Below are 13888 nucleotides of genomic sequence, written 5' to 3'. Positions count from 1 at the left end.
AAGGTGATATACTTTCGCACCTTTGAATCCGGGTATATTTTAGAAGGAAAGCGCCTTAATGAGTGACCTGGCCAGAGAAATCACACCGGTCAATATCGAAGAAGAGTTGAAAAATTCCTACCTCGATTACGCCATGTCGGTCATTGTCGGCCGCGCATTGCCTGATGTCCGCGATGGTCTGAAACCCGTACATCGTCGTGTGCTCTATGCCATGAATGTGTTGGGCAATGACTGGAATAAACCTTATAAAAAGTCTGCCCGCGTGGTTGGCGACGTTATCGGTAAATACCACCCGCATGGCGATACCGCCGTTTACGACACCATTGTGCGTATGGCGCAGCCGTTTTCATTGCGTTACATGCTGGTGGACGGTCAGGGTAACTTCGGTTCCGTTGACGGTGACTCCGCTGCGGCAATGCGTTATACCGAAGTGCGTATGGCGAAAATTGCCCATGAACTGCTGGCGGATCTGGAAAAAGAAACCGTCGATTACGTTGATAACTACGACGGCACCGAGCAGATCCCGGAAGTAATGCCGACCAAAATCCCCAATCTGCTGGTTAACGGCGCATCGGGGATTGCCGTCGGAATGGCCACCAACATTCCTCCACATAACCTGACAGAAGTTATCAATGGCTGCCTCGCGTATATTGAGGACGAGAACATCAGCCTCGAAGCGCTAATGGAACACATTCCCGGTCCTGATTTCCCCACCGCTGCGATCATCAACGGTCGTCGGGGAATTGAGGAAGCCTATCGCACTGGCCGTGGCAAAATTTATATTCGCGCCCGTGGTGAAGTGGAAGTTGATGCCAGGACCGGGCGTGAAACCATCATCATTCACGAGATCCCCTATCAGGTGAACAAAGCCCGTCTGATCGAGAAAATGGCGGAGCTGGTGAAAGAGAAGCGTCTGGAAGGGATTAGCGCGCTGCGTGATGAATCTGATAAAGACGGTATGCGTATCGTCATTGAGATCAAACGCGATGCGGTTGGCGAAGTGGTGCTGAATAATCTCTACTCACTCACGCAGTTGCAGACTTCTTTCGGCATTAACATGGTGGCCCTGCATCAGGGGCAGCCAAAGATTATGCCGCTGAAGGAGATTCTGGAGGCGTTTGTCCGTCATCGACGCGAAGTGGTGACACGTCGTACTATCTTTGAACTCCGTAAAGCCCGCGATCGTGCTCATATCCTGGAAGCGCTGGCGATTGCTCTGGCGAATATCGACCCTATCATTGAGCTGATCCGCCGTGCCCCTTCGCCTGCCGAAGCAAAAGCCGGTCTGGTGGCACGCCCGTGGGCGCTGGGTAATGTTTCCGCCATGCTGGAGCGTGCCGGTGATAACGCCGCGCGCCCGGAATGGCTGGAAGATGAGTTTGGCATTCGCGACGGGCAGTATTATCTGACCGAGCAACAGGCACAGGCGATCCTTGATCTTCGTTTGCAGAAGCTCACCGGCCTTGAGCATGAAAAACTGCTGGATGAGTATAAAGCGCTGCTGGAGCAGATCGCTGAACTGATCTATATCCTCGAAAGCGCCGAGCGTTTGATGGAAGTTATCCGTGAAGAGCTGGAGCTGATCCGCGATCAGTTTGGCGACCAGCGGCGTACTGAAATCACCGCCAACAGCGCCGACATCAATATCGAAGATTTGATTAACGAGGAAGACGTGGTGGTGACCCTGTCCCACCAGGGCTACGTTAAGTATCAGCCATTGTCTGATTACGAAGCGCAGCGTCGCGGGGGTAAGGGCAAATCGGCTGCACGTATTAAAGAAGAAGACTTTATCGATCGTCTGCTGGTGGCAAATACCCACGATACCATTCTGTGCTTCTCCAGTCGGGGACGTTTGTACTGGATGAAGGTCTATCAGTTGCCGGAGGCCAGCCGTGGTGCGCGTGGCAGACCTATCGTCAACCTGTTGCCGCTGGAAGCCAATGAACGTATCACCGCTATCCTGCCGGTACGTGAGTATGCTGAAGGCTGGAATATCTTTATGGCCACTGCCAGCGGTACGGTGAAGAAAACGGCATTGCAGGAGTTTAGCCGTCCGCGCAGCGCCGGTATTATCGCGGTTAATCTGCGTGAGGATGACGAGCTGATTGGCGTGGCGCTGACCAACGGCAAGGATGAAGCCATGCTGTTCTCTGCGGCCGGTAAAGTGGTGCGCTTCTCTGAGCAGGCTGTCCGTGCCATGGGACGCACCGCGTCCGGCGTGCGCGGTATCAAACTGGCGGAAGGCGACCGGGTAGTCTCTCTGATTGTGCCACGTGACGACGGTGCTATCCTGACGGTGACGCAAAACGGCTATGGTAAGCGTACGGATAACAGCGAATATCCAACCAAGTCCCGTGCCACTCAGGGGGTTATCTCAATCAAGGTCACTGAGCGTAACGGTCCGGTCATTGGTGCGGTGCAGGTTGTCGACGGCGATCAGATTATGATGATCACCGATGCCGGTACGCTGGTGCGTACGCGCGTTTCAGAAGTGAGTGTGGTTGGACGTAACACCCAGGGTGTTATCCTGATCCGCACGGCGGAAGATGAAAACGTGGTGGGGCTGCAGCGGGTAGCCGAACCGGTGGCGGAAGAAGAGCTGGATGCTATTGACGGCAGCGTGGCGGAAGGGGACGACGATATTCTCCCGGAAGTGGACCATGATGATGCAGCAGAAGGTGATGAAGAAGAGTAACTCACGTAGTTATTGATCCCGAACCTCACCTTTGATAATCATCCACACCCTGTCAGCTCTGTGCTGACGGGGTGTTTTTCTTTGTGCCATTTCTGGCCGGATTGCCTTTCACTGGCAGATATTTCTCACTGCCTGAAAGGAGGTTAGCTGGCTTTTTTACCGTTCTGGCGGTACTGTAATGGGACAAAATTGGTCGATAGTTAGCCGCTCTATAGGGTTTCGTTTGAAATACTTAGTCTCTTTCAGAACCACGTTACGAATCTCCCGCTATTTGTTCCGTGCGCTGGCACTGATGCTCTGGACGCTGGGTGCGTTACTGACGACGTTTTATATTATCAATGTGCTGCATGAGAAAGAGGCTCAGGTTCGACAGGAGTTCAACGCTAATGTCGAACAGGTACAGTGGTATATGACCCATGCGACTGATGTGACCAGGGAACTGAAGTTTATTGCCGAAAACAGACTTAACGCCTCAGCCAATGGTCTGGATGTGCTGAATGGCATGTTTCCCGGCAAAACCACGCTGCCACAATTTTACCCGCTTTATTCTGATTCCGACTGTGGCGCCATGAGTAACACATGGCGTAATTCTCTGGAATCTCTCAGTTATTTTCTGCGTTACTGGAAAGATAATTTCTCATCAGCCTATGAACTTAACCGGGTGTTTTTTATTGGTGGCGAGAGCCTGTGCCTGGCGGACTTTGGGGTGGGTAATGCTTCTGCCGATCGTGGACACGCGCTGAAGTCATTACAGGAACATATCCTGAAATACCGTAATGCCAACGGCGGTGAACGAAAAAACAGCATATTTTGGGTGGTACCGTCAGCGCAGGCTGGGGTTGGTTATTACTACATGCTAACACCTGTGTATGTGGTTAGCAGGATGGTGGCACTGTTAGGCATTGAGCAGTCCGTTCGTCTGGATGATTTTATTGCCCCTGGTTCGTTCCCGATTAGTGCGATGCTTCTTGATGCCAATAACGAACGCATTATGTCTTCTTCCCATAGCGGAGAACGCATTGCGCTTGATGACTTGCTGGATGAAGGCGACTGGTTTGGCTATATCAATGGCTATAAGCAACTGGTGCTGAAAAAGACGCTGGTGCCGTCTTCCCTGACCATCGTCTATTCCGTGCAGACCAGTGATATAGTCGAAAAACTGAAAATGCTGATTATCAACGCTGTATTACTTAATCTGATTAGCGCGATTTTTCTGTTTACGCTGGCATGGCTGTTTGAACGCCGTATGTTCCTGCCCGCGGAAGATAACGCCCAGCGCCTGGAAGAGCATGAGCAATTCAACCGCAAAATTGTAGCCTCAGCGCCGGTAGGGATTTGTATCCTTCGTACCAGTGATGGCACCAATATCCTCAGTAATGAGCTGGCGCATAACTATCTCAGCATGTTGACTCAGGAAGACAGGCAGCGCCTTACTGAAATCATTTGTGGTCAGCAGGTGAATTTTGTTGATGTGCTGACGGGCAGCAATACTAATCTGCAAATCAGCTTTGTTCATTCACGCTACCGCAATGAAAACGTGGCGATCTGTGTACTGGTGGATGTGTCAGCCCGCGTGAAGATGGAAGAGTCACTTCAGGAAATGGCCCATGCAGCGGAGCAGGCCAGCCAGTCGAAGTCGATGTTTCTGGCAACCGTCAGCCATGAACTGCGTACGCCGTTATATGGCATTATTGGTAATCTCGATCTGTTACAAACTAAATCGCTGCCGAAAGGCGTGGAGTCGCTGGTTTCGGCGATGAACAACTCCTCCAGCCTGCTGCTGAAAATCATCAGCGATATCCTCGATTTTTCAAAAATTGAATCTGAACAACTGAGAATTGAGCCAAGAGAATTTTCCCCGCGCGAGGTGATAACCCACATTACCTCCAGCTATCTTGCTATGGTGCTGAAAAAACGTCTGACGCTGTGGTGCTTTATTGACAGTGACGTGCCGGTGACGCTGGATGGCGATCCGCTGAGGCTGCAACAGGTCATATCAAATCTCCTGAATAACGCCATCAAATTTACCCATACCGGCGGCATTATCCTGCGATCTTATATAAAAGATGGCTACGTGGTTTTCTGCGTGCGTGATACCGGCGTGGGAATACCGGCGAAGGATATTCCTCGTTTATTTGATCCTTTCTTCCAGGTAGGGAGCGGTATGCAGAGCAACTTCCACGGTACCGGGTTGGGGCTCGCTATCTGTGAAAAGCTCATCAATATGATGGATGGCGACATTGAAGTGGATTCAGAACCTGGAATGGGAAGTCAGTTTGTGGTCCGTATTCCGTTATACAACGGCCAGATAATGACGCCGGTACTCCATGAGGGACTGCTGGGGAGAAAGTGCTGGCTGGAGCTGCGTAACGACACGCTGGCAGACTTCCTTCAGAAACTGTTGCAGCAGCATGGTATTACCGTGGGCTACCTGCATGAAGGCGCCCCCTGTGAGGCTGACGATGTAATTATCACTGATTATGATGTTCAGATTAACCAGACGGTGCGTGCCATCATTCGGTTTGATGGTAACCACAATGATGCGCCTCTGGAGATTATTGGTGGTCACTGGATTTATGGCACAACGACGCCGCATGAATTGCCTGTTCTTTTGGGCCGGATATTCAGGGTTGAAGTGAGTCTGCCTGATTCACTGTCCGGTTTGCCTGAGACACAGGAGCAGCCCCTCAGTAATGAAGATATCCTGATTCTGGTGGTGGACGATCATCCAATAAACCGAATGTTACTTTCCGATCAACTTGGAACACTGGGATATCGGGTGAAAACCGCCCAGGATGGCGTGGACGCATTGAATGTGTTGAGTCGTCAGGAGTTTGATATTGTGCTGACCGACGTGAATATGCCCAATATGGATGGTTACTTACTGACACAGCGTTTACGCCAGCTCGGTCAGACTTTTCCTGTGGTGGGCGTCACCGCAAATGCGCTGGCGGAAGAGAAGCAGCGTTGTATGGAAGCAGGAATGGATAATTGCCTGTCGAAGCCCGTCACGCTGGATATTCTGCAACAGACGCTGGCGTTTTACGCCGATCGCGTGCGCAAGAGCAGGGAAAGTTGAACATCAGCGGTGTGAGGTAAATTCGTATCAGTACGACGCCGGAACGCAAATGTTGAGGCGGTAAGGAAACGGCGGACGGATACGATAAAACAACGCGTTAAAAGGCGAATGAATATTCGCCTTTTAACTGGCATAACTGCGATCAGTCTTTATCAACCGGCATGGTGCTGACAGAAGAGAGGTAGTTCAGCAGGGCAATATCGTTGTCCACGCCCAGCTTCATCATCGCTGATTTTTTCTGGCTGGAGATGGTTTTGATGCTGCGGTTCAGCTTCTTGGCGATCTCGGTTACCAGAAAGCCTTCCGCAAATAAACGCAGGACTTCGCTCTCTTTTGGCGATAAACGCTTGTCACCATAGCCACCTGCACTGATTTTTTCCAGCAGCTTCGCCACGCTGTCCGGCGTGTACTTTTTGCCTTTTTGCAGGGCAGCCAGCGCTTTTGGCAGGTCGGTTGGTGCCCCCTGTTTTAACACGATCCCTTCAATATCCAGATCCAGTACGGCACTGAGGATTGCCGGGTTATTGTTCATGGTCAGCACAATAATCGACAGGTCAGGATAGTGACGTTTGATGTATTTGATCAGGGTGATACCGTCGCCGTATTTTTCCCCGGGCATCGACAGATCGGTAATCAGAACATTGGCATCAAGTTTTGACAGACTGTTGATTAATGCCGTGGAATCTTCAAATTCACCAACAACGTTAACCCACTCGATTTGTTCAAGCGATTTACGAATGCCGAACAGCACGATGGGATGGTCATCGGCGATGATTACGTTCAAGTTGTTCATATTATTTGGTTACCTTGCTGCAACAGTTTATTGACATAATCGTCAATCTCACTGGTGGTATTTTTAATGTTTGAAATGTCACACTCTGTAATGTGCTGTTCTAGTGTTTCACAAAGCTGTTTGCCTGGTGTCAGGTTGAGCATGGCAAACACACCTTTCAGACGGTGTGCCGTCTGAGCAAGCGAACTCAAATCCCCTTCGGCTGCTTCATTATACAATCTCTTCACATCGTCTGGTACTGTATCAACAAAGAGCTGAAAATAGCCTGGCGAAAACAGCTGGGGGAGCTCCTGATCTTCAACAACATCATCCATGGCCAGCTGCTGCTCAATCAGCTGGAGCAATGCATCCTGCATCGCGTTACTCAGATTGAAATTGACCCTGAACTGATTACGTGACAGTACGGTATAGCCTGCTTCATTGTCCGTAAGCAATAACGACCACGGCGTCACGTTGGCGGGTTCGTCAGTCACCAGCACATCATGATCCTGGCCGGAAAAACGCTCATCCGGTGTAATACAATTGGCTCCCCAGTTTTCGAGCTGGCGAACCACTATTTTTCTGACATCATCCACCGAAATGTCAATCAGGGTAGTCAGTCCTTCCAGCAGTTTCTCTTCCTGTGGCTGCTCCAGCTCCTGCGGAGCCTGAATCTGAACGGTATAACGAGTACCGATGTCCTGTCGGGCAATAATCTCCAGCTGTCCACCCAGCTGTTTACAGAGCTGCTTGATCAGGAAAAGTGCCAGCCCTGAAGTCTGGCTGAAGCGATCCTGGCTGGTTTCACCGAGGAAGGGAAAATCTGCATTGCCCAGTTCATCGGCTTTCAGCCCTGCACCGGTATCCACTATCTCAATCATCAGGCAATCAGGGCGATCTTCTGGGTGGCTTACTTCAATACTGATGCGTCCCCAGGTCGTGGTTGTAACGGCGTAATGTAACAGCGTGGTGAGGATTTTATACAATGCCCGACGATCGCTGAAGCGGTTTTCATCACCGCTCAGGCGATTATTAACCAGTAAATTTAGCCCCTTGCGACGCAGGGAGGGCAGGGCCTCTGTCACCAGTTCATCCAGCACTGTTTGCACATTAAAAGCACCGGCATCGGGCGCCCAGTCATGGGTTTCCAGCCGGTTAAGCAGCACAATATCATCGACCAGGCGGCCCAAAGCCAGAGATTCTTCCAGCGCTTCGCTGACGGGATCGGATTCATGCGTTGTACTGAGTTGCCGTAACTGACTGATGACGTTATTTAGTGGATGGTTCAGGGCCTGTCCAAGATTCTGTAACAGTTGCTGACGCGTCTGGTGATTTTTATCCAGGATTTGCTGGGCTTTCTGCAATTTTTTGTTGACCAGTAGCTCACGATCCTGATCGCGCATCATAAACAGCTGTGTATTGGGCGAAATCACACTGCGGGCGTGACGTATTTCATACACTTCGTTATTTACCGTGGCCTGAAGTACGCCCTGATGTTGGTCGGACATATTAATAATTTTTTGCAGATTAAGATGCGGTAACAGGTGCTCGGCAATTTTATTGCTGATAATGGTGCGATTGCTGGAAAAGTCATACACCAGTAGTCCAACAGGTAAGCTGCCAACGATCTCTTCATTCAATACACGCAGAGAATCCAGCTCGGCGCTTTGGTTTTCACTCGGCCTTAACGACTGTTGCCGTATCAGAAATAATCCACCCAGCGAAAGCAGGATAAGCAGCAGATTAGCCAGAAGCGGCAACATAAGATTGTGCAGCGTGTCGACAATCAGGCCAAGAACCCGTACACGATAAACCAGCTGGAGTGGCGTGCTGGTCAGTGACGCTGAAATTTCCACGCCGGGATTGATCAATGAGACGCTGGTGCTGCTGGTGGCATCATTGCTGTCCGAACTCTCCGTGGCAACATTGTTGTCCTGTTTGATTTGAAAATTTTCCAGCGGCATGTTGAGCGGGATGAGGTCGTTGATCGGTAAATCGAATGCCACAACGGTTGCAAGATGCCCCGGTTGATTAAATGTGGTACGCACGGTGAAATAGTGATCGTTTTGCCAGGTAAAACGTCTGAGTGGCGAGAAACTCTCGCGTTCATCCAGCGCATTGGCCTGTTGCAGCATTTCGGCCCGGCGGGTGTCGACTATATTACTGATGGCACTCTCTTTGTAACGCGTTGCCATATCCTTCAATGGCAGCGTGGAAATAAGGATTAAGCTGTTATCCTGCCCGTCGAGAAAATACATGGACCAGGTGCTGTTTTCAGCACCCCATAAGGTATCCAGATAATTTGACATCCGTAGCGTCATATCCAGAGTGCTGCTGTCATGAGAGCCGAAAATCAGCGATTCAGTTTTACGACGGGTTTTTTCCAGGTAGTAAACATCCGGGCGCAGTCGGGTTTCCTGAAGGCTGCCAGAGGGAGAGCCGGTGGCGCTGGCGGCAAGATTTTCATACACTTGCCAGGTGACAAAGCGATAGGTATTAATCCGTTTTTGCATGGCATGAGCAATATCTGCCATGGCATAACGCTTATCCATCAACCATGCATTGACAGAATTGTGGATCATAAACCCGGAACTGATCAGGATCAGCAAAATAAACATCACAAAAAAGTGTGTGACATTGCCTGACTTCAGAGGAAACTTGTATGGCAACATGGGGTAACTTACCTCTGTGTACGTAATATCGGCCCTCAGCGGGGACCGACCCGCCCGGGCAGTCTGATGCGGTTAAGCGTTGCCATCAGGCTGTACCACTGTGAAATAAATTCTGTCAGTGTTAGGACTGCGAGAATACCTGCATAATTTAACGTTGTCATTGAAGAAATACCCCCGTGATTTGGCATGACTTACGCTTATCCAGTGGAATGAACTGGTCAGCAGTCGTTGCCCAGCGGTGTCCTGTGAATGCCGGGAAAATGGCGTCCCGGGCCAACGATAAAATTGCACAGGGAACACAAGAGATGGCATCTGCGCTGGCATTGATTTGTCGGGGGCCGGTGTCTTCATCGTCTTCGTTGCTAAACCTTTCATGGTTAACGTTACTTTTATCACAATTAGTGAAATTAAAGAAGTTTACAGGCTACATTATATTTTTTTCCAGGTATCCAAAGCCTTGGTGAGCCTTGCTTGTCAGGAATTAATCCTTTAAAAGCACGCTTAATGCGTTTTATCGCATCAGGTTGTCACTTTTAAAGCAAAAACTGTTAAATCGCGCAATAACAAAACCTGTCGTTTTTTGCCAGATATCGTTCAGGCACTCTTTTGGCTCATCACCCCTTCTTATCTCCGGGCAGGAGTATGGGACCGGTAACCTGAGCAAGGTTGAGGTCTGAGCGGGACGCTTGCGCCGGCGTTGATTAGCGCCTGGCGCGTGCGTGACTGCTCTGGTTGTACAGGGGCACGCGTTACAGGCCTGCGAGGTTGCAACACCTGGCAGATATTGCGCAAATACTGGCTGTTAAGCCGCTAATGGCCTGGTACTGAATAATGACTTACGCTCTGGCATCTTTTTGATTAATCCCCTGCAGAGTAAAGGGATCGCGCTGTTGGTGGGGTAAATACGGCAATAAAAAGACAGAGGCGCTGAGTGTTCAACTATTAACAACAATCACCGCTCAGACTGGCTGGGACAAACTGAGAATAAAAAAAAGCCGGACACAGGGGCCGGCAGGATAATAAATTTAAAAAAAATCATTCGGGGAGAATGAAGGTAATGGTAAATAAAATGATGATAGCGAAGAAATTATATAATCTGGCGCGTGCTCGTTTTTATCATTCAGTGCTTAATAATGTACTTACACCTGATTTTATATAAATCAGGTTATTTTTTTATTTTTGATTATTGGTGCGATTTTTTTATCAATTAGTGCTACTAAAAAGTTCCCTCTTATTAATAAAATGAAATGTTTAATTTGCAGTCTGAAACATAATTGGAAATTTAGTATCATTTTATTTATGGATTATTACTTTTTACGCAGTAGTATAAAATTACTGGCTGAATTTCTACTATCCAGCACGCAGTGGCAAATTAGGATATAACTACCAGAGGGTAATAAAATGAAACTTCGTGTTCTCTCCCTGATGATCCCAGCAATAATGATCGTCGGCTCTGCGGGTGCGGCTGAAATTTATAACAAAGACGGCAATAAGCTTGACCTTTTTGGGAAAGTTGACGGACTGCATTACTTCTCCGACAACGATGATGCCAACGGCGATCAGTCCTATGTTCGTTTTGGTTTCAAAGGTGAAACTCAGGTTAGTGAACAGCTCACTGGATACGGTGAGTGGGAGTACCAGGCGGCGCTGAACAGCGCGGAGTCGGAAGGGGCGGCCAACAGTTTTACCCGCGTCGGTTTTGCTGGTCTGAAATTTGGTGATGGAGGTTCTTTCGACTACGGACGTAATTATGGTGTGGCTTACGACATCGGTGCATGGACTGATGTACTGCCTGAATTTGGTGGTGATACTTACGGCGCCGATCAGTTTATGTTCCAGCGTTCAAATGGGCTGGCCACTTATCGCAACAATAATTTCTTCGGGCTGGTTGATGGCTGGAACTTTGCCGTGCAATACCAGGGCAAAAACAGCAGTGCAACAGAATCACCTAACGGCCGCGACGTTCTCGGACAAAATGGTGACGGCTGGGGCCTTTCCACCACCTACGATCTTGGCGCCGGCTTTGGTATTGGCGCCGCGATGTTCAGTTCAGATCGTACCACTGAACAGAATGGCGGTACCGCCGGGACATCCACCATCCTTGGTCGTGGCGATAAAGCGACAGCCTATACCGGCGGTCTGAAATACGATGCCAATAACATCTATCTGGCGGCAATGTATACCCGTTCTTACAACGCAACACGCTTCGGTTCCAGTGATGCTGCCGCTTATGGTTACGCTAATAAAGCAGATAACCTGGAACTGGTTGCTCAGTATCAGTTTGACTTCGGTCTGCGTCCTTCTTTGGCCTTTGTCAGCTCACGGGGCAGCGAAATCGAGGGATTTGGTTCGCAGAATCTGAAAAAATATGTTGATGTAGGTGCCACATACTACTTCAACAAAAATATGTCTACCTATGTTGACTATCAGATTAACCTGCTTGATGACAACAACTTCATCAACAGTGCTGGCATCAATACCGATGATGTGGTTGCGCTTGGGTTGGTATACCAGTTCTGATGTGTTGGGGAGCGCTGTCCAGCGGCGCTTCCGATTTCTTCTCATTTTTCACTCCTGATTTATCTTCCGGCCGGTTAAATCTCATTTCCCACTCAATCGATTAGTCGGGGGACGATTGAGCTGTTTGTTGTTGGTATGCTTGTAATGCTTGTAACCAGCAAAGATAATCATAGCGATGAAAATCACTGAAAGAATGCAATATATCATCCTGGATCTCCTGTTTTTATGATTTTACAGCTAAAGGTTTGCTGCGGGAGAAATCATTCTGATAAGCATTTTTAGCAAGGTCAAGGCTATAAAATTTGTATAAATCCCCTTTTTTTGAAGTTTTAGTGCCAAAAATAACTGAAGGCTCTCTTTTTTAAATGAAGAATAATTGGCTGTATTTATCTGGTTTAGTAGCATTTATTGTGATCGCTGGCTGTGACGATCGTAATCAGAGTTCACCGGTTCAGACCCTGGTTTTACATGGACGCACTATGGGAACATTCTGGAGCGTCAGTCTTGCGGATCTGCCATCTGAGCGTAAAGAGACACTGCAAAAACTGATACAACAGCAGCTGGATGAAGATGACCATGAGCTGTCAACGTGGAAGCCTGATTCTGTGCTTTCACGCTTTAATCAGTATCGGGGCAGTGAGCCACAGCCGGTCAGCGATAACATGGCTGATATTGTCACGCTGGCGTTGCGTATTGGGCAGAAAACCCACGGCGCGATGGATATTACCGTCGGGCCACTGGTTAACCTCTGGGGCTTCGGACCCGATAAGCAGCCGATAAAAACGCCAACTCAGGATCAGATCGATGCAGCCCGCACCCAAACCGGCCTGAGACACTTGCAGGTTATTCAGCGGGGTGAGGGGGGTTATCTGCAAAAAGACCTGCCGGGACTTTATGTCGATCTCTCCACGGTAGGGGAAGGATTTGCTACCGATCACCTGGCACGGTTAATGGAGAAAGAGGGGGTCAGCAGCTACCTGGTGTCTGTGGGAGGGGCGGTGTTGAGCCGGGGTATCAACCCGCAGGGCAGGCCGTGGAAAGTTGCCATTCAGAAACCGACAGACCAGGAAGACGCGGTTCAGGCGTTGGTGGATTTACAGGGACACGGTATCAGCACGTCGGGGAGCTATCGCAACTATTATGAACTCGATGGTAAGCGGATTTCTCATGTTATTGACCCAACCACGGGCAGGCCAATTCAACACAAACTGGTGTCGGCGACGGTGATAGCCACTACCGCACTGGAAGCGGACGGCTGGGATACGGGGCTGATGGTGTTGGGCGAAGAAAAGGCGAAAGCGTTGGCGCTTCGTGAAAAACTGACCGTCTACCTGATTATTAAGCAGGCCGACGGATTCCGCATCTGGATGTCGCCGCAGTTTAAAGCATTTATAGCGCAACAGTGAAGCCGATGCTCAGGAGGTAAGATGCTCGATTTGTTCAGTGAAGAATCACCCTGGGCGGAGCCGTTGGCTGAGGGGGCGATGATCCTTCGCCGACGTGCGCGGGACGAGGCAAGACAGCTACTGTCGCTACTGGAGGCGGTGGCGGCGAAGAATCCTTTTCATCACCGAATCACGCCCGGCGGGCACCGTATGTCGGTGGCGATGACTAACTGCGGTGATTTTGGCTGGTCAACCGATGCCCGTGGCTATCAGTACAGCAAGCGTGACAGCCTGAACGCACATCAATGGCCTGCGATGCCGGCCCCGTTCAGGGCATTGGCAACCGCCTGTGCAGCAGAGGCCGGTTTCACCAATTTCAACCCCGATGCCTGTCTGATAAACCGCTATGAACCGGGGGCGAAACTGACACTGCACCAGGATAAAGATGAGCAGGATCTGAAGCAACCCATCGTTTCGGTTTCACTGGGGCTACCGGCAGTCTTTCAGTTTGGCGGTTTCTCACGTGATGATGCCACTCAGCGGGTGTTGCTTGAACATGGCGACATTGTGGTTTGGGGCGGTCCCTCGCGTTTGCGTTTTCATGGTATCCTGCCGCTGAAACCGGGTATCCATGCTCTTACCGGGGCATTTCGCTATAACCTGACCTTTCGTCGTGCCTTTCGCTAAAGCATTATCCCGGAATGAGAATAATTATTGATATCGTCCGACTTCGGTTTACACTGCTGGCAGCGTTAAATCTGCCTG

Annotated in this window: 7 protein-coding genes; 5 read left to right on the top strand and 2 right to left on the bottom strand. The window is 49.8% G+C overall.

Annotated elements, in window-relative coordinates:
* Nucleotides 1-58: 58 nt before the first annotated feature.
* A complete protein-coding gene (gene gyrA, locus EB241_RS00850; RefSeq protein WP_124231346.1) occupies nt 59-2695 on the top strand; it encodes a DNA topoisomerase (ATP-hydrolyzing) subunit A in 2637 nt (878 codons plus the stop codon).
* A 223-nt stretch (nt 2696-2918) separates the two neighbouring features.
* The gene (gene rcsC / locus EB241_RS00845; RefSeq protein WP_124231345.1) at nt 2919-5774 is read left to right on the top strand and encodes a two-component system sensor histidine kinase RcsC; all 2856 of its coding nucleotides are present in this window, start codon (nt 2919-2921) and stop codon (nt 5772-5774) included.
* 142 nt (nt 5775-5916) lie between these two features.
* On the opposite strand, the gene rcsB is transcribed toward rcsC, so the two are convergent.
* Both rcsB and rcsD read right to left on the bottom strand, forming a co-directional pair.
* Entirely contained in the window at nt 5917-6567 is a 651-nt protein-coding gene (rcsB, locus tag EB241_RS00840; RefSeq protein ID WP_124231344.1) for a response regulator transcription factor RcsB, read from the bottom strand.
* On the bottom strand, nt 6564-9218 hold the full coding sequence (gene rcsD / locus EB241_RS00835; protein WP_124231343.1) for a phosphotransferase RcsD: 2655 nt from the start codon (nt 9216-9218) through the stop codon (nt 6564-6566). Before rcsD ends, rcsB begins: the two co-directional genes overlap by 4 nt.
* A gap of 1401 nt (nt 9219-10619) precedes the next feature.
* Here rcsD and ompC point away from each other — a divergent pair.
* From ompC to alkB, 3 genes are all read left to right on the top strand, one after another.
* Nucleotides 10620-11738: a porin OmpC gene (gene ompC / locus EB241_RS00830; RefSeq protein WP_124231342.1), complete on the top strand. Its 1119-nt coding sequence runs from the start codon at nt 10620-10622 to the stop codon at nt 11736-11738.
* 365 nt (nt 11739-12103) lie between these two features.
* A complete protein-coding gene (gene apbE, locus EB241_RS00825) occupies nt 12104-13144 on the top strand; it encodes an FAD:protein FMN transferase ApbE (RefSeq protein ID WP_124231341.1) in 1041 nt (346 codons plus the stop codon).
* 21 nt (nt 13145-13165) lie between these two features.
* Nucleotides 13166-13810 carry a DNA oxidative demethylase AlkB gene (gene alkB, locus EB241_RS00820; protein WP_124231340.1) on the top strand — a complete coding sequence of 215 codons (645 nt, stop codon included), beginning with the start codon at nt 13166-13168 and terminating at the stop codon, nt 13808-13810.
* The last annotated feature ends 78 nt before the right edge of the window (nt 13811-13888 follow it).

The sequence above is a fragment of the Erwinia psidii genome (genome assembly GCF_003846135.1).
Lineage (GTDB): Bacteria > Pseudomonadota > Gammaproteobacteria > Enterobacterales > Enterobacteriaceae > Erwinia > Erwinia psidii.
This window is presented reverse-complemented; position numbering and strand designations above follow the sequence as displayed.

Coding starts and splice junctions, on each gene's coding strand:
- alkB (WP_124231340.1), top strand. CDS start 13,166: ATGCTCGATTTGTTCAGTGAAGAATCACCCTGGGCGGAGCCGTTGGCT.
- rcsB (WP_124231344.1), bottom strand. CDS start 6,567: ATGAACAACTTGAACGTAATCATCGCCGATGACCATCCCATCGTGCTG.
- gyrA (WP_124231346.1), top strand. CDS start 59: ATGAGTGACCTGGCCAGAGAAATCACACCGGTCAATATCGAAGAAGAG.
- rcsD (WP_124231343.1), bottom strand. CDS start 9,218: ATGTTGCCATACAAGTTTCCTCTGAAGTCAGGCAATGTCACACACTTT.
- ompC (WP_124231342.1), top strand. CDS start 10,620: ATGAAACTTCGTGTTCTCTCCCTGATGATCCCAGCAATAATGATCGTC.
- apbE (WP_124231341.1), top strand. CDS start 12,104: ATGAAGAATAATTGGCTGTATTTATCTGGTTTAGTAGCATTTATTGTG.